This is a genomic window from Streptomyces sp. NPDC048623 (assembly GCF_040650755.1).
Lineage (GTDB): Bacteria > Actinomycetota > Actinomycetes > Streptomycetales > Streptomycetaceae > Streptomyces.
This window is the reverse complement of the sequence record NZ_JBEZHV010000036.1, coordinates 24,028-48,057: the sequence shown is the minus strand read 5'-3', so window position 1 is coordinate 48,057 and position 24,030 is coordinate 24,028. Positions and strand designations below refer to the sequence as shown.

At 69.8% G+C, this 24,030-nt stretch carries 22 protein-coding genes; 12 read left to right on the top strand and 10 right to left on the bottom strand.

Annotation, left to right across the window (positions count from 1 at the left end; translation table 11 throughout):
* Positions 1–211: 211 nt before the first annotated feature.
* A complete protein-coding gene (rpsO, locus tag AB0C73_RS33615) occupies positions 212–499 on the bottom strand; it encodes a 30S ribosomal protein S15 (RefSeq protein ID WP_265864476.1) in 288 nt (95 codons plus the stop codon).
* 214 nt (positions 500–713) lie between these two features.
* Positions 714–2,189, bottom strand: a complete 1,476-nt coding sequence (gene eccD / locus AB0C73_RS33610) for a type VII secretion integral membrane protein EccD (protein WP_362537295.1) — start codon at positions 2,187–2,189, stop codon at positions 714–716.
* A 182-nt stretch (positions 2,190–2,371) separates the two neighbouring features.
* Here eccD and eccCa point away from each other — a divergent pair, with 182 nt between their 5' ends.
* The 7 genes from eccCa (at position 2,372) to AB0C73_RS33575 (ending at position 12,441) form a co-directional block, all read left to right on the top strand.
* Positions 2,372–6,322 carry a type VII secretion protein EccCa gene (gene eccCa / locus AB0C73_RS33605; RefSeq protein WP_362537293.1) on the top strand — a complete coding sequence of 1,317 codons (3,951 nt, stop codon included), beginning with the start codon at positions 2,372–2,374 and terminating at the stop codon, positions 6,320–6,322.
* Positions 6,323–6,432: 110 nt separating this feature from the next.
* Positions 6,433–7,116 carry a hypothetical protein gene (locus AB0C73_RS33600; RefSeq protein ID WP_362537291.1) on the top strand — a complete coding sequence of 228 codons (684 nt, stop codon included), beginning with the start codon at positions 6,433–6,435 and terminating at the stop codon, positions 7,114–7,116.
* A 140-nt stretch (positions 7,117–7,256) separates the two neighbouring features.
* A complete protein-coding gene (locus AB0C73_RS33595; RefSeq protein ID WP_362537289.1) occupies positions 7,257–7,646 on the top strand; it encodes a hypothetical protein in 390 nt (129 codons plus the stop codon).
* A 31-nt stretch (positions 7,647–7,677) separates the two neighbouring features.
* On the top strand, positions 7,678–9,951 hold the full coding sequence (locus AB0C73_RS33590) for a DUF6571 family protein (RefSeq protein WP_362537287.1): 2,274 nt from the start codon (positions 7,678–7,680) through the stop codon (positions 9,949–9,951).
* Position 9,952: 1 nt separating this feature from the next.
* Positions 9,953–10,966 carry a hypothetical protein gene (locus AB0C73_RS33585; RefSeq protein ID WP_362537285.1) on the top strand — a complete coding sequence of 338 codons (1,014 nt, stop codon included), beginning with the start codon at positions 9,953–9,955 and terminating at the stop codon, positions 10,964–10,966.
* A gap of 232 nt (positions 10,967–11,198) precedes the next feature.
* Positions 11,199–11,825 carry a hypothetical protein gene (locus AB0C73_RS33580; protein WP_362537283.1) on the top strand — a complete coding sequence of 209 codons (627 nt, stop codon included), beginning with the start codon at positions 11,199–11,201 and terminating at the stop codon, positions 11,823–11,825.
* 103 nt (positions 11,826–11,928) lie between these two features.
* A complete protein-coding gene (locus tag AB0C73_RS33575; protein WP_362537281.1) occupies positions 11,929–12,441 on the top strand; it encodes a hypothetical protein in 513 nt (170 codons plus the stop codon).
* Positions 12,442–12,515: 74 nt separating this feature from the next.
* Here AB0C73_RS33575 and AB0C73_RS33570 read toward each other — a convergent pair whose 3' ends face one another.
* Positions 12,516–13,022 (bottom strand): ATP-binding protein, encoded by a 507-nt coding sequence (locus tag AB0C73_RS33570; RefSeq protein WP_362537279.1) that lies wholly within the window; start codon positions 13,020–13,022, stop codon positions 12,516–12,518.
* 258 nt (positions 13,023–13,280) lie between these two features.
* Here AB0C73_RS33570 and AB0C73_RS33565 point away from each other — a divergent pair, with 258 nt between their 5' ends.
* From AB0C73_RS33565 to AB0C73_RS33555, 3 genes are all read left to right on the top strand, one after another.
* Positions 13,281–14,132, top strand: coding sequence for a helix-turn-helix transcriptional regulator (locus AB0C73_RS33565; RefSeq protein ID WP_362537277.1), 852 nt, complete (start codon positions 13,281–13,283; stop codon positions 14,130–14,132).
* Positions 14,133–14,142: 10 nt separating this feature from the next.
* On the top strand, positions 14,143–14,349 hold the full coding sequence (locus AB0C73_RS33560) for a DUF397 domain-containing protein (RefSeq protein WP_362537275.1): 207 nt from the start codon (positions 14,143–14,145) through the stop codon (positions 14,347–14,349).
* A 102-nt stretch (positions 14,350–14,451) separates the two neighbouring features.
* Positions 14,452–14,685, top strand: coding sequence for a DUF397 domain-containing protein (locus tag AB0C73_RS33555; RefSeq protein ID WP_362537273.1), 234 nt, complete (start codon positions 14,452–14,454; stop codon positions 14,683–14,685).
* 87 nt (positions 14,686–14,772) lie between these two features.
* On the opposite strand, the gene AB0C73_RS33550 is transcribed toward AB0C73_RS33555, so the two are convergent.
* The 7 genes from AB0C73_RS33550 to eccB all read right to left on the bottom strand — a co-directional run bounded on the left by AB0C73_RS33550 (position 14,773) and on the right by eccB (position 21,515).
* The gene (locus AB0C73_RS33550; protein WP_362537271.1) at positions 14,773–15,081 is read right to left on the bottom strand and encodes a WXG100 family type VII secretion target; all 309 of its coding nucleotides are present in this window, start codon (positions 15,079–15,081) and stop codon (positions 14,773–14,775) included.
* A 17-nt stretch (positions 15,082–15,098) separates the two neighbouring features.
* A complete protein-coding gene (locus AB0C73_RS33545) occupies positions 15,099–15,425 on the bottom strand; it encodes a hypothetical protein (RefSeq protein WP_362537269.1) in 327 nt (108 codons plus the stop codon).
* Positions 15,426–15,459: 34 nt separating this feature from the next.
* Positions 15,460–16,701 carry a S8 family serine peptidase gene (locus AB0C73_RS33540; protein WP_362537267.1) on the bottom strand — a complete coding sequence of 414 codons (1,242 nt, stop codon included), beginning with the start codon at positions 16,699–16,701 and terminating at the stop codon, positions 15,460–15,462.
* A gap of 13 nt (positions 16,702–16,714) precedes the next feature.
* The gene (locus tag AB0C73_RS33535; protein ID WP_362537265.1) at positions 16,715–18,097 is read right to left on the bottom strand and encodes a hypothetical protein; all 1,383 of its coding nucleotides are present in this window, start codon (positions 18,095–18,097) and stop codon (positions 16,715–16,717) included.
* Positions 18,098–18,115: 18 nt separating this feature from the next.
* Positions 18,116–18,577, bottom strand: a complete 462-nt coding sequence (locus AB0C73_RS33530) for a hypothetical protein (RefSeq protein WP_362537263.1) — start codon at positions 18,575–18,577, stop codon at positions 18,116–18,118.
* A 122-nt stretch (positions 18,578–18,699) separates the two neighbouring features.
* Positions 18,700–19,899 carry a type VII secretion-associated serine protease mycosin gene (mycP, locus tag AB0C73_RS33525; RefSeq protein WP_362537320.1) on the bottom strand — a complete coding sequence of 400 codons (1,200 nt, stop codon included), beginning with the start codon at positions 19,897–19,899 and terminating at the stop codon, positions 18,700–18,702.
* Positions 19,900–19,973: 74 nt separating this feature from the next.
* A complete protein-coding gene (gene eccB, locus AB0C73_RS33520) occupies positions 19,974–21,515 on the bottom strand; it encodes a type VII secretion protein EccB (RefSeq protein ID WP_362537261.1) in 1,542 nt (513 codons plus the stop codon).
* A gap of 191 nt (positions 21,516–21,706) precedes the next feature.
* On the opposite strand from eccB, the gene eccE reads away from it, so the two are divergent.
* Positions 21,707–23,032: a type VII secretion protein EccE gene (gene eccE / locus AB0C73_RS33515; RefSeq protein WP_362537259.1), complete on the top strand. Its 1,326-nt coding sequence runs from the start codon at positions 21,707–21,709 to the stop codon at positions 23,030–23,032.
* A 125-nt stretch (positions 23,033–23,157) separates the two neighbouring features.
* On the top strand, positions 23,158–24,003 hold the full coding sequence (locus AB0C73_RS33510) for a hypothetical protein (protein WP_362537318.1): 846 nt from the start codon (positions 23,158–23,160) through the stop codon (positions 24,001–24,003).
* The last annotated feature ends 27 nt before the right edge of the window (positions 24,004–24,030 follow it).

Below are 24,030 nucleotides of genomic sequence, written 5' to 3'. Positions count from 1 at the left end.
GGAGAAGCGGTGTGGGGGCGGGCCGGTCTTCGATCGAAGCTCCCGGGTCGATGTCCGGGGGCCACTACCGAGGACCGGCGGCGTGCCGGCTGCTTCTCGCGCGGGGGTGGTGTGGCGTTGTGCGACCAGACTAAGTGCCGGGGGGTACATCGCGCACGTACAGCAAAGGGAGCGGCCCCCTGAAAGTGGGAACCGCTCCCTTCACAGCGACTTACTTGGCGCCGGCCGCACCGCGGCGGATGCCGAGGCGGTCGACCAGCGTACGGAAGCGCTGGATGTCCTTCTTGGCCAGGTACTGCAGCAGGCGGCGACGCTGACCGACCAGGATGAGCAGACCACGACGGGAGTGGTGGTCGTGCTTGTGGGTCTTGAGGTGCTCGGTCAGGTCCGAGATGCGGCGGGAAAGCATCGCGACCTGGACCTCGGGGGAGCCGGTGTCGCCCTCCTTGGTGCCGAACTCGGCCATGATCTGCTTCTTGACAGCGGTGTCGAGAGCCACGCGGTTCTCCTCTGGTTCGTGCGCCCACGAGTGCCCCTGGTCTTGGTCTCAGGGGAAGCTTCGGTGACTCGTGTGCGAAGGTCCGATGGGCGCTGCTCCCCGATGTTCACGGGATGCCCGTGGGTTTCCGGAAGCGCGTACACAAACGGCCGTCACACAGCGTACCAGCTCGGCGTACGTCCCCGAGGCGCGGGGCCCTGCGGCCGCCCCGGGCTCAGCTGGTCAGCGAGCGGGCCCGCATGAAGACGTCGAGCACCGCGAGGCAGAGCGGGACCAGGGAGAGCAGCACGAAGCCCTCGGTGAGGTCGAGCAGCCGGCCCCAGAAGGGCGAGAGGCCCTTGCGCGGGATGATCAGGCCGATCGCGGTGACCAGGGCGGCGCCGGCGGCGACGGCCGCGGTGAGCCAGATCGTACGGATGTCGAGGCCGCCGCGGTCCCCGTACATCAGGAGGTCCTGCACCAGGTCGACCGGCGGGTTCAGGGACAGGCCGAGGATCAGCAGCGCGATCGCGGCGAGGCCGGCGACCAGGACACAGGCGACCTGCGAGGTGTAGCGGAAGAGCCGGGCGCGCAGCAGCATCGCCAGGCCGGCGGCGAGGGCGAGCAGCTGGCCCCACATGTTCCCGGCGAAGCCGAGCACCGCGGAGGCGCCGACGACGACCGCGGCGCAGCCGCCGACCAGGCCGAGCAGCATCTCGTGGCCGCGGCGGGCCTGGAGTGCGATCCGCTCGCCGTCGACGGGCTGCGCCTCGGGGCCGGCCTGCTGGTGCGGGTCGGCGAGGAACTCGTCGTCGGCGGCGCTGTGCGGGGAGGCGTAGCCGATGGGCAGCCGGGCGAAGCGGGCGGACAGGCTCGGCAGGAAGGCGACCAGGCCGATCGCGACGGGCACGCACACGGCGGCGGTCTGGGTGGCCGAGGCCTCGGTGAGGATCGCGACGAAGGTCGCGAGGGTGCCGACGGTGGCGAGGAAGGTGGCGGCGACGAACGGGGCGTCGCCGCTCGGGGTGAGCGCGACCAGGGCGACGGAGGCGACCAGGACGGTGACGCAGCCGAGCAGGAACTGGAGGCGGCCGGGGCCGTGGCCGGCGTCGGGCGCGATGATCCCGGAGCCGGCGATCAGGAGCAGCGGCAGCGCGCCGAGGCCGAGGCCGACGGCGGTGGCCCGGTCCCCGTACACGCGGGCGCGTACTCCGGCGAAGGCGGTGAGCAGCACGCCGGCGGCGCCGGCGATGACGCCGGGCAGGCTGTGCATGTCGTGCCGGACCGGGTCGGCGAACCAGAGCACGAAGCCCATGAGGACGAGGAGCAGCACGCCGCCGACGAGTCCGGCGCCGCGCAGCAGGTCGTCGCTCCACAGGTGCCGGTCGCGGGTGACGGCGGAGGCGACGGCGTCGGAGACGTCGTCGAACACGGCAGGCGGCAGGGACTGCGCGAAGGGGCGCAGGCTGAGCACCTCGCCGTCGAGGACCTGCTGGGCGGCGAGGCTGCGGGCGCCGTCGAGGACCGAGCCGTCACGCCGGACCAGGTGGTATCCGGTGGGTGCGCCGGCCGGCTGGGTCTGCCCGGTGAGCCGGAGGATCTCCGGGTAGACGTCGGCGACGGCGATGTCCTCCGGGAGTGCGACGTCGATGCGGCTGTCCGGCGCCACGACGGTGACGCGGCAGAAGCCGGTCGCTGCGGTCGTACTCACGTTTCTGGACCCCCTGATTCGCGGTTGCGCACACTGCGGCGACACCCTACCGGGGACCGCTGACAGTGGCTGCAAGTAGGATCCTGCACTCACGGGGGAGTCCGCATCGAAACACAGTCGACGGGGGCGCTGGTGCGGGGAATCCTCCACGAGCCCGCCCGTAACGAGGGATTGATGCGCCGGTGAGCCAGATCGTCGTCAAACGCCCGCCGAGGTCCCTTCCTCCGGAAGTACCCGCCGAGGAACTGGTCCTGGAGGCCCCGCCGGAACTGCCGCGGGGGCAGCAGGAGTCCGCGTTGATGCAGCTCCTGCCGATGCTCGGCATGGGCTCGTCCGTGGTGTTCTTCTTCATGACGCCGTCGCCGATCATGCGCATCATGGGCACCCTGATGCTCGCGTCGACGGTCGGCATGGCCATCGCCCAGTTCGTCAGATTCCGCAAGGGGTCGCAGGGGCAAATGGCCGATGTGCGGCGGGACTACCTCAAATACCTCGCGCAGACCCGGCGTACGGTGCGGCGCACCGCGCGCAGGCAGCGGGACGCGCAGCTGTATCTGCACCCGGCGCCCGAGCAGTTGTGGTCGGTGGTCGCGGAGGGCTCGCGGGTCTGGGAGCGGCGGGTCGGCGACCATGACTTCGCGCAGGCCCGGATCGGGCTGGGCGCGCAGCAGTTGGCGACTCCGCTCGTGGCGCCGGACACCGCGCCGGTGGACGAGCTTGAGCCGCTGTGTGCGGGTGCGATGCAGCAGTTCCTGGCGGTGCACGGCACGTTGGACGGGCTGCCGATGGCGGTCTCGATGCGGGCCTTCTACCACGTGACGGTCTCCGGTGATCCGGAGTCGGCGCAGTCCGCGGCACGCGGTCTGGTGGCGCAGCTGGTGACCCTGCACTCCCCCGACGACCTGATGGTCGCCGTGGTGGCGGCGCGGGGCGCGCAGGAGCGCTGGGACTGGACGAAGTGGCTGCCGCACACGCAGGTGCCGGGCACGGTCGACGGGGCGGGCACGAAGCGTCTGTTCGGCGACGACCTGGGCGAGCTGGAGCAGTTGCTGCGCACGCGGCTCGACGGCCGGCCGCGGTTCAGCCGGGAGAACCAGCCGGTGCTCGACCAGCCGCATGTCGTGGTGGTCCTGGACGGCGGGATGGTGCCGCCGGACTCGCTGTTCGCGGCGGCCGAGGGTCTGCAGGGCGTGACCATCGTCGAGGTGGTCTCCGGTGAGCTCGACGAGCCGCGCGGTGGCCTTTCGGTGGTCGTACGGCCCGGGCGGCTGCGCCTCGAGTCGGGCGGCGGGTTCGCGTACGAGGGTGTGCCGGACGGCATGTCGCTGCCGGCGGCGGAGGCCCTGGCGCGGCAGCTCGCGCCGCTGCGGATGGGCGGTGGGGACGACGACGAACCGCTGCTCGCCAACCTGGACTTCACGGATCTGCTGAACCTGGGCGACGCTGCCTCGGTGGACGTGGCGCGCACCTGGCGGCCACGTTCGGTCGCGGAGCGGCTGCGGGTGCCGATCGGTGTCGGCGAGGACGGCTCGCCGGTCATGCTGGACCTGAAGGAGGCCGCGCAGGAGGGCATGGGTCCGCACGGTCTGTGCGTGGGTGCGACGGGTTCCGGCAAGTCGGAGCTGCTGCGCACGCTGGTGCTCGGTCTCGCGGTGACGCACTCCTCGGAGACGCTGAACTTCGTCCTCGCGGACTTCAAGGGCGGCGCGACCTTCATGGGCATGTCGCAGATGCCGCACGTGGCGGCGGTCATCACCAACCTGGCGGACGACCTGACGCTGGTCGACCGCATGGGTGACGCGATCCGCGGTGAGCTGCAGCGGCGCCAGGAGCTGCTGCGGTCGGCGGGCAACTACGCCAACATCCACGACTACGAGAAGGCGCGGGCGGCGGGTGCTCCGCTCGAACCGCTGGCCTCGCTGGTCCTGGTCATCGACGAGTTCTCCGAACTGCTGACGGCCAAGCCGGACTTCATCGACATGTTCATCCAGATCGGCCGCATCGGCCGGTCCCTCGGTGTGCATCTGCTACTCGCCTCGCAGCGCCTGGAGGAGGGCAAGCTGCGCGGCCTGGACACGTATCTCTCGTACCGGATCGGTCTGCGGACCTTCTCGGCGGCCGAGTCGCGCACGGCGATCGGTGTGCCGGACGCGTACCACCTGCCGTCGGTGCCGGGTTCGGGCTATCTGAAGTTCGGTACGGACGAGATGACGCGCTTCAAGGCGGCGTACGTCTCCGGCACGTACCGCACGGGCGGGCCGCGCCTGGAGGCGGGGAGCATGCCGATCGACCGGCGGCCGGCGCTGTTCACGGCCTCGCCGGTGCCGGTGGTGTACGCGGCGCCGGACCCGGCGTATCTGACGGCGCGGCGTGACGACGAGGACGAGGCGCTCGCGGACACCGTCCTCGACGTGATCGTGCGCCGGCTTGAGGGCCAGGGTGTGCCGGCCCACCAGGTGTGGCTGCCGCCGCTCGACCAGGCGCCGTCGCTCGACCAGCTGCTTCCGGGGCTCGCGCAGACCGCGGACCGGGGGCTCACGGCGACCGAGTACACCCGGCCGGGCGGGCTCACCGTACCGATGGGTCTCATCGACAAGCCGTTCGAGCAGCGGCGCGAGGTGCTGTACCGGGACTTCTCGGGTGCGGCGGGCCACATGATGGTGGTCGGCGGTCCGCAGTCCGGCAAGTCGACCCTGATGCGCACCCTGATCTCGTCGTTCGCGCTCACCCACACCCCGGCCGAAGTGCAGTTCTACTGCCTCGACTTCGGTGGTGGCGGTATGTCCTCGCTCGCCGAACTGCCGCATGTCGGCGGGGTGGCCTCGCGGCTCGACCCGGAGCGGGTGCGGCGCACGGTGGCCGAGGTGCTCGGCGTACTGAACCGGCGCGAGGAGTTCTTCCGCGCGCACAACATCGACTCGATGACGACGTACCGGCGCAAGCGGGCGGCGGGCGAGCTGCCGAACGAGGCGTGGGGCGACGTCTTCCTGGTCATCGACGGCTGGGGCGGTTTCCGCACCGAGTACGAGGGACTGGAGTCCGTGATCTCCGACCTCGCGGCGCGCGGTCTCGGCTACGGCATCCACGTCGTCATCACCGCGGCCCGCTACATGGAGGTCAGGGCGGCGCTCAAGGACCAGATGCTGGGCCGTCTGGAGCTGCGGCTCGGTGACGTCATGGACTCCGAGTTCGACCGCAAGGTCGCGGCGAACGTGCCGACCGGCGTGCCCGGCCGCGGCCAGGTGCCCGAGAAGCTGCACTTCATGGGCGCGCTGCCGAGGATCGACGGGTCGAGCTCGGCGAACGACCTGGCGGTGGGCACCTCGGCCTTCGTCGAGGCCGTACGCACCGCCTGGCAGGGCCCCGGCGCGCCGGCCGTCCGGCTGCTGCCGCACAAGCTGCACGCCGAACAGCTGCCGAAGGGCTTCGAGTTCCCGCAGCACGGCATCGCGATCGGCATCGACGAGACGCGTCTGGAGCCGGTGTTCGTCAACTTCGAGACCGACCCGTTCTTCCTGATCTTCGGTGAGAGCGAGTCCGGCAAGACCAACCTGCTGCGGCTGATCGCCAAGCAGATCGGCGAGCGCTACTCCCCCGACGAGGCGAAGCTGGTCGTCGGCGACTACCGGCGCGCGCTGCTCGGCGCCCTGCCGGAGGAGCACCTGCTGGAGTACGCGCCGATGGCGAGCTCCATGCAGATGCACATGGAGGCCCTGTCGGGCGTCTTCGCCCGCCGCCAGCCGCCGCAGGACGTGACGCCGCAGCAGCTGCGCGACCGCAGCTGGTGGTCGGGCCCGCAGGTCTTCATCATCGTGGACGACTACGACCTGGTGGCGACGAGCGCCGGCAACCCGCTGGCCCCGCTGGCCGAGTTCCTCCCCTTCGCCCGCGACACGGGTGTCCGTTTCATCATCGCCCGCAACAGCGCGGGCGCCTCGCGCTCGATGTACGAGTCCTTCATGCAGCGCATCAAGGAACTCGGCGCCCAGGGCGTGGTCCTCTCGGGCGACCCGAGCGAGGGCGACCTCATCGGCACCGCCCGCCCGCGCCCGATGCCCCCGGGCCGCGGCTACTTCGTGAGCCGGCGGGGTCAGGCTTCGCTGGTGCAGACGGGGCGGCTGCCGGAGCGGTGAGACGGGTGCGGTGCGGCGCCGGGGAACGGCGCCGCACCATCGTGCGTCCCCAGTCGAGGCTAGCGAGATCAACGAGACGAACGACCAGACGAACGAAAGGTCGCCACGCCATGGCAGCCCGCAAGACCCCCGGCCTGCGCTCCCTGCGCCCACTGCGCGCCCTGGGAGCATGCGCCATGGTGGCGGTGGCCGCGACCGCGCTGACCGGATGCAGCACGGTCGGCAAGGCGAACGACGAGATGCGTTCCACGTCCTTCCACTCCTCGGGCGGCACGACGGCGTTCGCCGGCGGGTGGCAGGAGATGTGGTGGAACCCTGACCAGGGGCTGCGGCTCAAGGCCACCTGGATCGGCGGCTCCGGCGAGATGTACTGCAAGGACGGCACGACGTACACGAGTGCCGCGCTCCTCGCCAACGGGCTGACGGAGAAGGGCCGGTCGACCACTGCGCCGGACCGGCTCGCAGACATGTTCGTGGTGTCCGAGCTTCCCGACGACGCCGACTGCGACACGTACTTCAAAGTCCCTGACCAGGTCGAACGCGCCTCGGACCAGGACCGCACGATCCAGGGCAGGAACGCCAAGGCCTTCACCATCGAGGCGGCGCCCGACGCCACGGACACCTATTACGTGGATTCCGACACCTCACGCCTCGTCCTGATGCAGTCGGAGCGGAACGGGCGTTCCAGCACGACGACGTACGACTCGTACGGGAAGAACTTCACCATCAGTCTGCCGGCGGCGGGGAAGACGATGCCGCTGGAGGAGTTCCGTAGCCAAGTCTCGGAAGGCTGATCCATCGCGTCGGTTCTCGGGCACGGCAGACATCACAGGTGTGGCCCTGAGCGGGCCGGAAACGGGGAGTGATCATCATGGGGTTCGACGAGGAGTGGGCCGCGGCACGCGCTCAGGCGACTGAGCGGCAGGAATCGAGCATGCGGCTGAACCAGGTGCCGGCCGATCCTTCGGGGCCGACACCCGGGGGCGGTCCGGGGGCCTTCGGCTCGTCTCCGGCGGAGAAGCAGGCTGCTGCCAACACGATCGAGAACGAGCTCGAGGACAGCACGAAGAAGTCCACCGACTGGGCCGACGAGTCGACCAACGCCGCCATCAAGGCCTTCGACGGCTGGCAGACGGCCGCCGGCCTGAAGAAGGTCCAGGACACCTGGGACCAGCAGGTCAAGACCCTCATGGGCCGGCTGTCGACGGAGAAGAGCAACCTGCGCGGAGCGTCCGGGCTCTTCGCGCGGAACGACCTGGACCTCCGCGGGCAGTTCGCGCCGCTGTCGCAGTCCAAGGTCCACGACATAGAGCCGCCGCGATGATGACGTACCACGCCAACGGGGGAACGAAGACATGCTGACGTACGCAGAGATCATGACCACCGACTTCGGGGCGCTGACTACGGCCGCGGACAAGTGGGAGTCGATGGCGGGCGAGATCAAGAAGGTCGAGGACCGCTACGGGGACACCGTCCAGAAGATCACCATGGGCCCGAACTGGCTCGGGATCAGCGTCGGCGTCGCCCACGTCAACTTCGCCGGCACCCGCTACGAGTACGCCGCCGCCCAGACGCAGGCGAAGGCCGTCGCATCCCTACTGCGCGATGCCCACACCCAGTTCGTCGACCTCAAGGGGAAGCTCGACTCCGCGCGGGCCGATGCTGTCGAGGCCGGGATGAACGTCTCGGAGCAGGGCAACGTCTCCTTCGACTACGCCCGGCTCTCCCAAGCCGACCGCCAGGCCTACGTCCACGACCCCGACGGTCAGAGGCTGATCCGCGAAGGCATCGCCAAGTGGCAGAAGCACATCGACGATCGCGTGAAGGCCGTTTCGGACGCCGACGAGGGAGTCAAGATCGCTCTCAACGCCGTCGTCGTCGACAGCAACAAGGACATCGGCGGCAAGGGCGACGACCAGTTCAACGGCTTCAACGCCGGCGCCAAGGGCGACATCGAACTCTACGAAGCCGAGAACGCCAAGGACATCGCCACCCGTATCAACAGCGGCGACAAGGTCTCCGCCGCCGACTACGCCGAACTCAACCGCTCCTTCCGCGACAACGCCGACAACAAGGCCTTCAGCCAGACCTTCCTCGCCGGGCTGGGCACGGACGGAACCATCAAGCTCTCCGGCAAGCTCAACAAGAAGGAATACCAGGATCTGGAGCGCGGGCTCGCCAACACGGTGGCCGGAGCGACCCAGGTGCCGGGGAAGACCTCCGAGATGCCACCGGGGTCGAAGAAGTTCAACGAGTGGCTCAACAGCCCGGATGGCAAGTTCTACAAGGAATGGACCGACAGCCTCGACAAGTCCGGCACCAAGAACTTCGGCTCCAACACCCAGCCGCTCTACGGCTACCAGTCGTTCGTGAGCATGATGCAGCACGCCGACGCGAAGTACGACGACCAGTTCCTCTACCAACTCGGTGACGACCTGATCGCCGCGGAGAAGAAGCACGAAGGCATCTTCACCAAGTGGGGCGGCGGTTGGGAGGACAAGGGGCTCGAAAGCGACCCGATCGACGGCCTCCTCGGCGTGATGAGCAAGAACCCGGAGGCCGCGACCGCGTTCTTCGACCCGCAGGGCAACGGGCCGGCCGGAGACCACATCGGCAATGAGCACCTGAAGTACCTCGTCGGCAGCGGGGACGGGGCCCGTGACTGGCCCAAGAACGTGATCACGGGATACGGGGTCAGCACCTTCGACGACTACACGAGCAAGATCGGCCTCGGTGCCGCTCTCGAAGCCGCCACGACCGGACGAGAGCCCGATTCGGCCGGGGCGGCCTTCGATCACCACTCCGAGGCTCAAGCCCGGGTGATGCAGGAGACCATCAACGTCCTGGACAAGGACGGCAAGGGCGACAGCATCGCGCAGAACCTGAAGGTGCCCCTCGGCCGCGCCCTCGCGGACTACACCGTCGACACCCACGCGATCCTCAGCGGCACCGAGACCAGCAGCCCCGAGGGCGGCTCCGGCATCAACGCGCACGGCGAGGACTCCAGCATCACCAACAGCAAGCACAGTCTGCTCCGGGTGATGCGCGGGGTGTCCGACGCGGCGTACGGGACGACGTCCGACGGCGAACCCGTCCTCGTGTACGACCTCCTGTACGAGAACGAGAAGCGTTACTCGGCCGAGTACCTGGACACGGCGCGGGACGCCGCGAACGGCCAGCAGGGCAACGTCGTCGGTGACTGGGACAACAAGGCCCGCCATGTCGGCGAGGTATACGGCGCGATGACGGCCATCGGATCCGACATGATCCTCGACGACCGCGACACCAAGATCGGCAACCTCAACGACGCCATGCGCTACACGTACCACGGCGTCGGTGGCCTCTTCACCCAGATTCCCGTCGTGGGTGACCCCATTCAGCGCATGGTCGACGCCGCCACCTACGAATACTCCAAGGACGTATCGGCCGCCGCGGAGGACGTGGCAAGGTCGAAGGACAGCACCGCCACCTCGACCGGAGTCGGTGGAACGAACGCGCTGATGGACGCCTGGGGGTCCACACAGGGCATCCAGGGCACGGAAGCACACGAGCACGCCAAGGGTGAGGCCAAGCAAAGCTTCATCACGGGGCGCGAGGACGCGTACTCGGCCCTGCGAACGAGGAAGTGAGATGAAGGACGTCAGCGTCCGGACGTCCCTCCGGCGGAAGGCGATCGCGCTTCTCCTGGCGATCGCCCTTCTGGGGGTCGGCGCCCACTTGTGGCTGAACACCAACGCGTTCGGGCGCGACGAGGCGTGCGGGGGGCTGGTCCCCACCGACTCGGCCGCGGCGGTCTTCTCGTCGTCCGGCCGTGTCTCCGACGGCAGCGGTCCGGACACGCGCCCGGACGACCGACTCGCCTTCACGTGCACCCTGGAGAGCTCATCCTTCCTCCCGTGGACGGACACCGAGCGGATACGGATCTCTGCGGGCCGTGAGCGCGGCGACTTCCCCTTCACCGATGACGGCCGCTGGCCGAACCCCGCGGCCGTGTCATTCTTCTCGGGCGGCCCCACCGGTGCGGTCGGGGCGGTCGGCGACGACCACGGCTGGGTCTTCCTGCCGGGCGCCTGCACGACGGCCGGCGAGCCCGCCATCGTCGAGGGTTACGCCCCGGAGGGCTCGGACCCCGTGAAGCTCGCCCGGCTCCTGACCGACGTGGCCAATCGTGCGGCCGAAGGGGCTGACTGCCGTGGCAAGGAGCCCCTCCGCGCTCCCGCCGGCCTCGCGGCACCTGCGGGACCACGACCGGTCCGGAACGGCGCGGTGTGCGGTCTCGCGGACCTGGAGTTCCCCGTACCAGGACAACGGACCAAGGCGACAGAGAGGATGCAGGAACACATCCGCCCCACCTGGGCCTGTGAGATCGCCGGGTACGCCACGTACGCCGTCACCCAGGAGCCACAGATCGTCAACGGCATCCGCTCCTCGCCCGGGTTCAAGGAGCAGTCGCCGGTGGCCGGTCGTCGGGTCTCGGGCTTCGATCCCCGGCACGTGGTCGCCGACTGCGCCGGCACTCCGACGTACTTCTCTCTGGAGTTCGGCCCGAGCTACAACGACGCGGTCGGCACGCCCGGCACTCTCCGGATGCAAGACCTGTTCGACAACTTCGTCGAGTCCGTCGGCAAGCGGATCGGATGCTGACACCCCGGTGACACGACCCGTGGACCCCGGAGCACCAGCACACGCGGAAGTCGATCCTCGCCCTGGCAAGGCAGCCTTCGAGGCGCTGAGGTACCCCGGCACGCACGGGCTCCCGACGCCGCCCGGCGCGCGCTCGTAGCCGCCGCGTAGGCTGTCGCTTCGGGGCAGGGTGGACCGAACCGAAAGCGGAGACATGAAGCGCACGACGAGGAAGTCCGTCGGTACGACGGCCGTGGCCTTCATCCTGGCGGGACTGGTTGGTTGCCAGAGCGGCGGCGCGGCCTCGGGTGACGGCACGGCCCTGAGTGTGAACCGGCTGGCTCAGCTCGCCGACGAGGTTGGGGAGGACGGGTCCGACAACTGTCCTTTGCCGTACGACGTCAAGAAGGCGGCCGGGGCAGTCGGTCTCGGCAAGGAGATCGAGCCGGGGGCCCCCGACGACGCCCTGGGTGCCGTCGTCGCCACGGCGGAGAACGGTACGCAGCCTGAGAAGGAGAGCGCCTGGGCCGCCAACCCGGGCGCCTTGGTCAGTTGCATGTACCACTCCGGCGAGGATGCCCTGAAGATCCACACCATCGGCGGGGAGAAGCCGGGCGTGGTCTCCTTGCTGGCGCCCGTCATGCAGCGGGACGGCGGTATGAACACCACCGAACTGGGTCCTTACGTCGAGAAGACCAAGAAGGCCGCGCCCGGAGAGGCGGTGCAGAGCGAGGGCGGGAACGTGGTGACGGTCCCGCTCAGCGCCGGCGACACAGGCAATGTCGCGATAGTCCTGACGGTCGGGAACATGGGGAAGACCTCGCTGACGCCCGAGCAGATACTGGAGCTCGCGAAGACGTTCGCCGGGCAGACCAAGTGAACCGACGGGGCTGATTCCGAGAGTCCGGCTGACGCTGTCGGCCATGGTCGGCCAGGAGTGCCTGCGCACAAGTCGCCCGGAGAATGGGACGGAGGGCCTGACGATGGGGCTGCTGGACAGGTTCACCGGAACCCGGTACCCGGACAGGGGCGTCACACCGCTGTCCGCCTTGGAGGTTCGTGAGGCGCTGCTCGCCGTGAACAGCGCGGACAAGCCGTACGCCGTACGCAACGCCCGCCCCGCGGAGAAGGCCGACCTCGTGGCGGAGTTGCGGGTCCTGGAGCCCGCCTGGCGGACCTTCTTCCTCGAGTCCCGGCTGGACCGGACCCTCAAGATCAAGATGCGTCTGGTCGCCGACAAGCACGAGGTGCGGGCTCTCGACGAGCAGTTGGAGATCAGCTGGGTCGGCGACGTGCCCAGGCTGGCCGCATCGGCCGAGTTCAGCCGTGGCCAGGTGACCACGACGTCCAAGCGCTGGACGATCGAGCGGGGTGCCGACGGCCGCCGGCACCTGGTCGAGGACTTCGCGTTCGACACTGAGGAGCTGAAGGACCCGTTGCGCAAGGCGGTCCTCGGCGCGGGATGGACTTGGCGGGGAACGCTCGTCAGGCTGTGACCGGCCTGCGGGGACGCGGAGCCGGGCAAATTGCTTCCGTCGGCAGAACAGCTCGGACTGCCCCCGCGTTCCGCTCAGGCGGCGATGGCGGGGGCGGACGGGGGCGCCGTGGGGCCGTCGTCGGTTCGGAGCTCGAACCAGATGGTCTTGCCGGCGACGCCGAACAGGGTCTCGTCCAGGCAGCAGCCGCCCCACTGGTCGGCGAGGAGTTCGAGTATGGCCAGGCCACGACCCCGCTCGGCGTCCTCGCTGGGTAGTTGCGGGAGCGGCATGGGGAAGACCGGGCTCGTATCGGACACGCTGACGCGGAGGACGGGGCACGTCCAGCGCAAACGCACGGAGGCGGGGCCTCGGGTGTGGCGGACGGAGTTCGTGGTCAGCTCGGAGGTCAACAGCTCGGCCCGGTCGAGGAGTTCGTCAAGTCCGTGCGCGGCCAGGACGGCTCGGAGGGCGACGCGGGTGATGGCGGGGGCGCGCGGGTCGCGGGGGAAGTGGAGTTCGTACTCCCAGGGGTGGGCGAAGGGAAGCGGGACCGGGCCGCCCAGGCCTTCCGGGGCGGCTTTGACTTCTTCGGGGTTCACGCGGGCACCTCCATGTGCGGCGTGAGGGGGGTGGACGCTCGCCGTGTCGACCCACGGGCGCGTCGTGGTGGCATTGCCGAGGGTTCTCGGTGCGCTTCCGGCGACGCGGGGCGGGTGGGTCGTGTGGCTCGCCTCACACCATAACGGCCGGCACATAACCCGTAGTACCTCATTCACTAAAACGGGTCATGCTTCGCTGTTCAATGGACGAGTGGGTCCGAGCGGCAGCAAACTGTGCGCGCGAGCGAGGAGTTGACCATGGCACCACGGCAGCAGCCCACCATCACCCAGCGCCGCTTCGGCGCCGAACTCCGGCGGCTACGGGACGCCGCCGGCATGTCCGCCCCCATGGCGGCTGAGCGGCTCGGTTCGGACCGCACGATGATCTCCAACATCGAGTCGGGCCGGTTCGGTATCAGCGAGGAGCGGCTGCGGCGCCTCGCCAGCATCTACGAATGCGCCGACCCCGAACTCATCGACGCTCTGGCCACGATGACCGGAGGTCGCACGAAGGGCTGGTGGGACGAGTACCGGGGCAAGATCCCGCCGGACTTCCTGGACGTGGCCGAGCTGGAACACCACGCCACCAGCCTGACCACGCTCCAGACCGCCCACATCCCGGGCCTGTTCCAGACCGAGGATCACGCCCGCGCCCTCTTCGACCTCTTCGTCCCCGCTCTCCCCCGGCTGGAGGTCGAACTGCGCGTTGCGCACCGCCTCGCCCGACACGCTGTCGTCGCCCGCGAACCAGAAGTGCCGTACGTGGGACTGATCCACGAGGCCGCCATCCGTATGCGCATCGGAGGGCGTCATGTCGCCAAGGCGCAGTTGAGCCGGCTTGTCGAGGAGAGCGAGCGCCCCAACGTCCGACTCCTCGTGATTCCCTTCTCCGCCGGCGGCTTCCCCATGGCCGGCGACACGATGATGTACGCCTCCGCCGCGAACCCTCGGCTCGACACCGCGGAGGTGGACTCTCCGATCGGTGCCGTCTTCTTCGACTCCCCCACGCAACTGGCCAACTTCCGTCGACGGCTGGACTTGGTCGAACAGGTGGCGTTGAATCCCAGGGAATCGAGGGATCTGATCCTCGAGGTATCCCAGGATCTGTAGAGGTGCCGCCTTGTCCGAGCCGCAGTGGTTCAAGTCCTCGTACTCCGAGGCGTCCGGCAACGCCTGCGTCGAGCTGGCCACTTGGGGCGACGGCAGCGCGGCCGTCCGCGACAGCGTGTTCCCCGCCCGGGTGATCCCGGTCCGGCGGGCCGCGCTCGCCGCCTTCGTCGCCGGGGTGCGCGGCGACCTGTACGCCGCCGGTTCGCCGAGCGCGTAGGCGGGGTGATTCCGCAGGATCCGGGTGACAGGCGGACCCGCCAGCACCCATGATTGACCTGCAAGGACGCCGTTCCACCGCTGGATGAAGGAGCAGAGCCAGATGGGTACGCAGCAGGAGAAGGACAAGCTGTACGCGCTCGACATCAGCGGCGTCGAGTGGCAGGGCGCCCCGGGGACGAGCCCCGACGAGGAGCGTGTGGAGATCGCCCACCTGCCGGGCGGGGCCATCGCCATGCGGTCCTCGCTCGACCACGACACCGTGCTGCGGTACACGAAGGCCGAGTGGGACGCGTTCGTACTCGGCGCGAAGGACGGGGAGTTCGACCTCCGCTAGCCAGCCGGCCAGCCGGCCAGCCAGAACATGAGAAGGGCCCGCTCCAGGAGGAGCGGGCCCTTCTCATGGACCGGGTCGGCCGGCAGGTCAGTACGACTCGGTGAAGAGGCGCGAGGCCTTCACGTCGGTGGAGCGGTAGCTGTCCTTGCCCTGCTCGACGATCTGGGCGATCTTCTCGAGGCGGTCCTTCATGTCCGTGGCGCGCTTGTTGTACTTCCCCTGAAGGATCTCGTACTCGCGGTGCGCGTCACCGTCCCAGGTGTCGGTGACGGTCTTGAGCGCCGTCTCCATGTTGTGGAGGTCCTGGACGATGTGGTTCGAGACCGCACGGATGCGGTTCGCCATCTCCTGGACGCTCTCATACCGGACCCGGGTCCCCGCGTTGTCGGAAGCCATGGTGTTCCCCCTTTTCGTCAGATGTTGTTGAGCGACGAGTGGTTGACGGCGGCGAAGGTGGCGCGCACGTCGTCGTCGTTCGCGTTGCTGAGGTTCTTGGTCTCGGCCACGGCGTTGAGGAGGACGTTCAGCAGACGACGGATGACGTCGTGGTCCTCGTTGAGGTTGGTCTGGGCCGTCTTGAAGCCCGCCGCACCGACACCGGTCCAGCCCGCGCTGCACGTCTCGAGGATGTTGGCGAGCTCGCGCGCCTGCTTGGTCACCTTCTCACCGGTGTCCATGATCTTGTTCTTCGCCTGAGTGATCGGATCGTCTGCGAGTCCGAACCCACCGGGAGTGCTCATGTGAAGCTCCTCTTGTTGTCGATGCTGCAGTTGTTCATGCGTCTGTCGACGCTCTCCTGCGTACTCCCGCCACCACGACGAAGCCGATCACGGCGACGACGGCGACGGCACTCGCGGCGATGGCCCAGAGCGGGAAGCCGCCCTTGTCGGACTGTGCGGCCTGGTCGTTGTCCTTGACCGGGCCGTTGCCGCTTGCCCCCGTGTTGTCAGGAGAGGGGGAGGTTTGGGATGCGTTGGACGGCTTGGGTGTCGGCGCCTTGCTCGCGCCCTGCGCGGCGAGCAGCGGGTCGACGTTGGGGTCGCCCGGGTTGCCCTTGCCCTCAAGGAGAACCTGGGCGGGGCGGACCGAGCCGTAGCCGATGTACGGGGACGGAACCGGGCCCGTGTGGCCAGCAGTTTCCATCATGACCCGGAGGACCTGGTTCCTCGTCCATTCCGGGTGAGCAGACCAGATGAGGGCTGCGGTGCCGGAGGCGATGGCGGCGGAATGGCTGGTGCCCCAGAAGCCGCAGAATTTGTTCTTGTCATTGGGGCAGCGCCCGGGCATTTCGATACCGGGAGCGGCTAGGTCGACGTAGGAGCCGTGGTCGGAGAACTTAGCGACCTTCCCCTTGGTGTCCAGCGCAGCGACAGCAACCACGCCGGGAACGGAGGCAGGGTAGACGTTGCGCCGCTCCCTGCCATCGTTTCCGGAGGCGGCGAAGATCAATGCGCCTTTCTGCACCGCGTAGTCGACAGCGCTCTGCCACTCGCGGGCTTCAGCCTCGTCTGCCACACCACCGGCCGAGATGTTGATCACCCGAGCGCCGTTGTCAACTGCGTAGCGGATGCCCTGGAACATGGGTTTCCACCCGTTGAAAACGTAGTCGCCCGTTTTGACGGGGAGGATCATCGCTCCGGGAGCAATGCCCTTCACACCGCCGTCGGCCCCAGTCCCGGCGATCGCAAGGGCCATGTTCGTGCCGTGGCGGTCCTTGTCCTTGTCATCAATACGGCCAAGCCCCCCCTTGTCGAAGTCGCGTCCGGGCAGCACCTTTCCACGCATCTCCGGCAGCGTCGAGTCGACGCCGGTGTCGAGCACCGCCACGGTGATGCCCTTGCCCGTGGCCACCTTCCACAGCTCGTCGGCCTTCATCGCGTCCAGGTACCACTGGCGCGACCGCGTATCGTCCGCCGTCGCGGCCGGCGCCCCGACGGTCCAGGTGGCGACGACGGCCGACATGGCGCCGAGCAGGGCTGCCGCGCGGCGCCGGGCGACCCGGGTGAGGGGGGACATCAGGGAAGTGCTCCTAGTCGATGACGGGCGGGACGATCTGGCGCTGGCCCGAGGTCCACGTCTCCTCGTCCTCGGACAGATAGTCGGGGCGGTGGCCCGGCTGACGCCGTTCCTCCCCCTCGGGCTGTGTCGAAGCGGGCGGACGCACCAGGCCGGTGCCACCGGGAGTGAAGGCCGAGCGTCCACTCACACCGGACGCCTTGGGCGCGCCCACGGTTCCGCCCGGCTGGCTCGCCAGACGGCGGCCGTTACCGCCCTGGCCGCCGACGGGACCACCGTGCATGCCACTGCCGCCCGGGCCATGCATGCCACCCGCGCCACGGCCGTACGGCGTGGAGGTCCGCTCCTCGCCGACGACCATGCCCTTGGGCATGCGGCCCATCGGCTGGTTCGTGAGCGGACGGCCGGGCACCTGACGGCCACCGGTGATGCCCTCGGTACGGCCCATCGGGCCCAGCATGTTCGGGCGCGGCAGACCAGTGCGGTTCGCGGAGCTAGGCAGACCCGTGATCGGCGTACGCGGAGGCTGGTAACCGCTCTGCCCGCCCATCGGAGGTGCCATGGGCGGCAGGGGCAGCGGGTTCGTGGGCGTCGGCGGCGTCGCGGTGGTGGTCACCGGAGGCTGCACGGGCGGTCGGTTCGTGGTCTCCGGCGGCGGCGTCAGCGTCACGGAGTCGAGGTTGGTGTCCACCTCGGACTCTGGCGGGCGCGTCGGCGTGACCGACGGCGGTGTCACCGGGTCAACGATCTCCCGATGCGTGCTGGTCGGGGTCGACACATCAGCCCGCTGGAGCGTGGTGTAGCCGGTCTGAGTAGTGCCCGTACCGGAACCCGATCCCGAACCCGAATACGTCCCGGAGCCGGTACCGCTCCCCGAGCCGTACTCGTTGTATCCACCGTCCCAGCCGCCGCCCTCCAGCGGCTTGAACTCAGGCTGCCTCTCCGCCGCGAGACGCTCACTCGAAACGTCGTAGTACGACGACAGGCGCTCCATCTGCTGGATGCCCTCCTGGAGCTTCGGTCCGGTCTCCGCCTCAAGGCGGGCCTTCTCCTTCTCCGGGTCGGCGAAGCACATGCCCGCCGGCTTCGGCATGGCCGCCTTCGCCTCGGTCAGTGCGCTTCCCGCGCGCTTCATCTCCTCGGACACGATCTTGGTGAAGTCACCGAGGACGAGCGTCTCGCGGACCATGCCCTCGCCCCACAGGCGGAAGGCATCGCCGCCCTCGCCCTCCCAGTGCACGTGGGAGATGTAGTGCTTCAGATCCTCGGCGATGTCGAGAATCTGCGGCACCGCCGCCGCGAGCGCCGTGCCCGCACCCGAAATCTCCTCGGGCTTGGCCGACGCGATCATCGCGTACAGAGCGTCCAGGGACTTCCCCTCGAACTCTCCAGACATCGTGTTGTCCTCCCCCGTTTAGCTGAAGCCGCCGGAATCGGTGGCGCTGGGCGTCGGCTTGGTCGGCTGCTGCGGCTTGGCCGGGTCCTCGACACCCGTTCCGGTGTGCTTCTCGTAGTCCTCTTGCGTGCTCTTCTGGATCTGCTGGAAGCGCTCGCGCTGTTCCTGATCCACGCTGCCGTAGCCCTTGTCGGCGATCTGCGCGCGAATCCCCATCGCCTCGATCGTCTCGCCGAAGATCTTCGTCAACTCTTCGAGCCGCGCACGCACCTTCTCGTACGCCCCGTGCAGCTCGCTCGCCGCGCTGAAGCCCGTGCCGTACGACGCGGCCGTGACCTTCTGCTCGCCGATCTTCGTGCTCTCGGCCGGCGAGCCCTTCAGGTCGTCGACCAGCTTCTGCATACGCGTTTGGAAGCTCAGGAGCGTCACGTCACCGACTTCGAGCCCCTGCTTGCCGCCGTCCCCGTTCGGCCCTGCCACCTCAGTTCCCCCTGTCACACGAACGAACAAGTCCACTCTATCGACTTGGTACGACAGTTCCAACTGCAAAGCTGCCTAGGTACTGCCGGGTAATGCCTAAGTATCCCTACTCATCTGACGGCCTATCGAGTCGCCTCTCGCCGTCGGCTGTCCCTGATCACCACCGCTGCTCCCGCGACCACCGCGACCAGCACCCCACCGATCCCCAGCGCGTACGTCGCAAGGCGCTCCGAACGCTCCTGCGGGGTCTCCGACATGGACATGTGGGCCGGTTCCGGAGCCTCCGCCTTCGGTGGGCCCGGGTCCGGGGTGGGGCCGGTGAGCGGGGGCTCCGGGCCGTCGGCCAGGGCGCGGACCGGGTCGACGACGCCCCAACCCACGTAGTTGTCATGGCCGTTGACCGAGCGGACGGCGGTCTGCTCGATGCGGGTCACGATCTGGGCGGCCGTCCACTTCGGGTACTTGGCGCGCAGGAGGGTCGCCACGCCCGTGACGTACGGGGCGGAGAAGCTGGTGCCGTTGTCGACGCACTGGCCGCCGCCCGGGACCGTGGAGACCATGTCGACGCCGGGTGCGGCGACGCCGACGAAGGTGCCGGCCTGGGAGAAGACGGCCCGTTCGTTGTTGCGGTCGGAGGAGGCGACGGCGAGGACCCCCGGGAAGGCCGCGGGGTAGGTGTTCTTGAGTTTGCCGTCCATGCCGTCGTTGCCGGCGGAAGCGACGACCACGACCTCCTTGGCCAGCGCCCGGGCCACCGCCTTGCCCAGCGACGACTCCGGGCTGAGCGGCTGGGTGGTGTCCTGGGAGATGTTGATGACCTGGGCGCCCTTGGCGAGGGCGTGGTCGATGGCCTGGGCCATCGTGTCCGACTTGCCGCTGTTCTTCTCGTCGTTCTGGCGGATCGGGATGATGGTCGCCTCGGGCGCCAGGCCGACGAAACCGGTGCCGTTGCGCGGGCGCGCGGCGATGATGCCGGCGACCTTCGTCCCGTGGCCGACCTCGTCGACCGTGCCGTCGGTCTTGCCGCGCTGGTCGTTGCCCGCGCCCGGGTTCTGCTTGTCCGGCTTCAGGTAGTCCTTGCCGGCCTTCGCGTCGACGGCGGGCTTGAGTTGCGGGTTGACGTCGTCCACGCCCGTGTCGATGACCGCGACCCGCACGCCCTTGCCCTTGGTGTCCTGCCAGAGCTCGTCGAGCAGCACCCGCTGAAGCGCCCAGGGGATGCCCTCGATCTGCTTCTTCATCGGGAAGGTGCACTCACCGCTGCCGTCGGTCCCCATGCTGGACCGGGGTTCCGCCGCGGCCGCCGCCGGGGCCGCGGCCAGTCCGCCCGTCAGGGCCGTGACCGCGAGCAGCGCGCCCGCACGCCTACGAGACGTCGTCACCGGAGCAGCCCCCCTCACGAACCCTGCGGCTGGCGCGCGCTGTTGGTGTCCAGACGCGGGCCCTTGGACAGGAACTCCGACCACTCCATCGGTACGAGCACCGGCACGACCGTCTCGTAACCGAGCCGCTTCTGCGCGTCGGACGGCTCCGGCCGCCCGTCCGTGGTCTGCTGCTGGTTGCCGGTGCCGATCTCGGAGCGGCCGGCGTCGCTGTCGCCGTTGGCCTGCACCGCGTACCGCAGTCCGGTGTCCGTGACGAGGAAGAGCGAGCCGTCGGGGGTGGACTGGTTGCCCTGGATCTGGGTGTAGAGCAGTCCGGTGCCGGGCGTGACGTACGTGCTGGTGCCGCCGGCGGTGATGTCGGCGGGGTACTCGGGGCCGGCCCAGGTGGACAGCGTGGTCCTGCCCTTCGAGTCGACGCTCTCCAGGACGGAGCAGACGGTGTCCCGGGCCCCGGCGCCGCCGATCGAGTTGGCCTGGGTGGACTGGCGCGCGGGCCAGCGCAGTCCGGTGCCGAAGGCGGTGCCGTCGGGAGTGAGCGACTGGAGGTCGACGGGGCTGGCCTTGCCCGCCATGTCGAGCTTGTCGGTCAGCGGCGACTGGATGAGCAGCCAGGCGGTGAAGGCGGAGACCGGCTGCACCTTGCCCTCCAGGACCACGTAGTTCTGCGGGCCGGAGCCGGTCTGGGCGATGAGCACCATGCCGACCCTGTCCTGCTCGGGCTTGAGGCCGCCGCGGACATGGGCGTCGGCGCCGACGGTGCCGGGGATCGGCGGGAAGTCGACGGGGCTGCCGGTCTTCAGGGTGGCCAGCCAGTCGTCGGTGACCTGCTGCGGCTGCCCGCTGCCGAACAGCGCGTTGGTGAGCTTCGAGTCGTTCTCGGCGACGCGGTACTTGGTGCCCGTGTGGTCGACCAGGAACTGGGCGCTGTCCTTCTGCCCCTTCACGTACAGAACCTCGCCGGATTCCAGCTTGTTGCTGTTCTGGGTGCGCTTGAGGTCGCGCTCGGCGAAGAGGAAGGTGGCCTTCTGGACGTTGCCGCCGTTGCCGCCGCCGGGCTGTTCGCACACCGCCCAGCGCTTGGCCTTTCCCGCGTCCTCCTTGGCGGGGAGGCGGTCGGGGGCGTACGGGATGCCCAGGATGGGGCCGCGTGGCGGCTTGCCCAGGTCGAGCGTCTTGTCGTCGACCTGGACGACCGAGTAGCCGTCCGGATCGAGCAGCAGCCGCGCGGAGGCGAGGTTGAGCACCGGGTGGAGCAGGGTCTTCTTGTCCTTGCCCTTGCCGGTGGTCAGGACGACATAACGGGTGGTGGACTGCTTGCCGACGATCACCTTCTTGCCGGGATCGTCCCAGCCCTTGGGCGCGGTCGGGCTGAACATGCCCCAGGCGCCGAATCCGGCCATCACCAGCGCGCCGACGACGACCCCGGGAAGCACCGCGCGCAGCGGCCTGGGCGCGCCCTCCTCCGTACCCGAGGGAGAGGGTTGGAGGAATGCCGCGACCGTGCGCTTCTTCGCAAAGGTGTACGCGTTGAGCTCGTCCCGCCGTGATGCCATGGGTCCCCGTTTCGTCAGGCTCAGTCTTCGCTCGGGAGTCCGGGGAGCATGGCGCCCGGGCCCCGGCGGTCGGACCGGCCCCCTACTATGCCTGCTGTCCACCGGTCCTTGTGGGGCGGGTAGGGTGATCCGGCCGCCAAAGGCCTGGCGGGCCACGGTGATCGGGACGAATTGAGGGGGATTCTCCAATCATGGCTTCCGCGACGCGGACACGGTCCGCTGCGGCCGGGTCCACTTCCGCGCCCTCCACCTCCTCGGCCGCGGGGGCCGGTTCGCCGCTCGCGTCCTCGGTGTCACCGAGACTCCAGGCGCGCCCCGGACACTTCGGGGCGTTCCGATTGCAACAGCTCGTGCTGATCGAGGTGGCGGCCGCGGTCCTGGTCGTGGCCGCGGTCGTGGACAAGCTGATGCTGGTGCCCGCGGGTGTGGTCGCCGCGGTACTCGTCCTGCTCGCACTCCTGCGCCGGCACAGCCGGTCGCTGCCCGAGTGGCTGACCACCTTCCTCGCGCTGCGCGCCCGCACCCGCCGGGCGGCCGCCTTCGGCGTACCGGAGGGCACGGAGCCGGGGCTCGCCCCGGTCGTGGAGTGCGATCCGGCGCTGCGGACCTACGCGTACAGCGACCGCGACCGGCGCCCGATCGGGATGATCGGCGACGGGACCTTTCTCACCGCCGTCGTACGGGTCGAGTCCGAGTCCACGGCACTGCGCCCCGACCGGGGCGCGCACCCGCTTCCCGTGGGGCTGATACGGGACATGCTGTCGGTGGACGGCATCCGGCTCGAGTCCGCGCAGATCGTGCAGCACACCCAGCCCGCGCCCGCCCCGCATCTGCCCGCGCAGTCGATGGCGGCCCGTAACTACGGGCCCCTCCAGGCCCAAACGGGTTCGCCGGCGCTCCGCATCACCTGGGTCGCGCTGAAGCTGGACCCGGAGCTGTGCCCGGAGGCGGTCGAGGCGCGCGGCGGCGGCATGCAGGGCGCGCAGAAGTGCGTCGTACGAGCAGCCGACCAGTTGGCGAGCCGTCTTGCCGGGGCCGGTTTCAAGGCCACGGTCCTCACCGAGCAGGAGCTCACCGCCGCGCTCGCCACCTCCACCTGCGCGAGCCCGATGGCGATAGCGCAGGCCGGCCGCGGCCAGACGCAGGGGCGGCGCACCCAGGAGACCGCGCGCACCTGGCGCGTCGACGACCGCCGCCACACCACGTACTGGGTGGGGCGCTGGCCGCAGTTGGGCGGCGCGGGCGGGGCCGGGGCGTCGATGCCGCAGCTGGTGGCGCTGCTCACCTCGCTGCCCGCGCTCGCGACGACCTTCAGCCTGACGCTGAGCGGAGGTGACCGCCAGGAGGTGACGGTCACCGGACACGTACGGATCACCGGGCGCAGCGACGAGGAACTCCTCGCGGCCCGGCACGAATTGGAGCGCGTGGCGCGCGGCGTGAAGACCGGCCTGGTGCGGCTCGACCGCGAGCAGGTGCCGGGCATGCTGGCGACGCTGCCGCTGGGGGGTGCGCGCTGATGACGACTCCGGGGAACCCGAACTCGAACCCGAACCCGAACCCGAACCATCCGATGGGCCACCAGGCCGGGCAGCCCGGGTACGCGACGGCTGGGGCTCCGGCTCCCGGCGGGGTCGTCGGCGCGATGCCCGGCGGTCCGGCCGCCGGTCCGGTTGGGGGCGTGAGCGGTGGCCTGCCCGGCGCCGCGAGCGGCGGCGGTACGCCGTCACGGCGGGCGGCCCGTACGAGCGAGGGCGGCCGGGCCGCCCGGCGTACGGGACGGGGCGGCAAGCCCCGACTCGGCTTCGGGCTCATCGGCCCGCGCCGCGACCGCCATTCCGCGCCGCTCGACCAACTCGGCGCGCTGGCACTGCCGGTGGGCGACGACGGCGTGGTCATCGGTGTGGACGCCGAGAGCCGGCCGGCCGTCCTCGGCATCAACCGGCCCAGCCCGTACGACATCACCCTCATCGGCGGTCTGTGGACCGCGCAGGTGCTCGCGCTGCGGGCGGCCGCGACGGGCGCCCGGGTGGCGGTCGAGACGGGCCGTGCGCCCGCCTGGACGTCGCTCGCCCAGGCGGCCGGCGGCGGCCAGCCCTGCATCACGCTGCACGACGTGGGCCGGGTGCCGCCGCAGGGCGCGTCCGCCGGCAGCCCCGTGGTCGTCATCCGCGACTGCGGCATGCGGCCGCCGCGCGGCCGGGTCGTCTCCGCGCCGTGGCAGTCGGTCGTGACCCTGCTCCCCTATCTGAGCCCGGTGGCCCCACGCCTCCTGGAGAAGTCCTCGCTCGTCGGCGTGCAGCGGGTCTCCCCCGACGAGGCCGCGCAGATCGGCCGCATCATGGGGCTCCAGCGTGCGGAGTGGGAGGCGCTGTCGACGCTGGCGGACGGGGTGACCCTGTGGTGCACGCCGGGCGACCGCCAGTTCGTGATGACGCAGGCCACGGACGCCGAGACCGGATTGCTGGGCGGCGCCCGCCGGATGGACTGACTCAGGCCGAGACCAGGATCACGACCA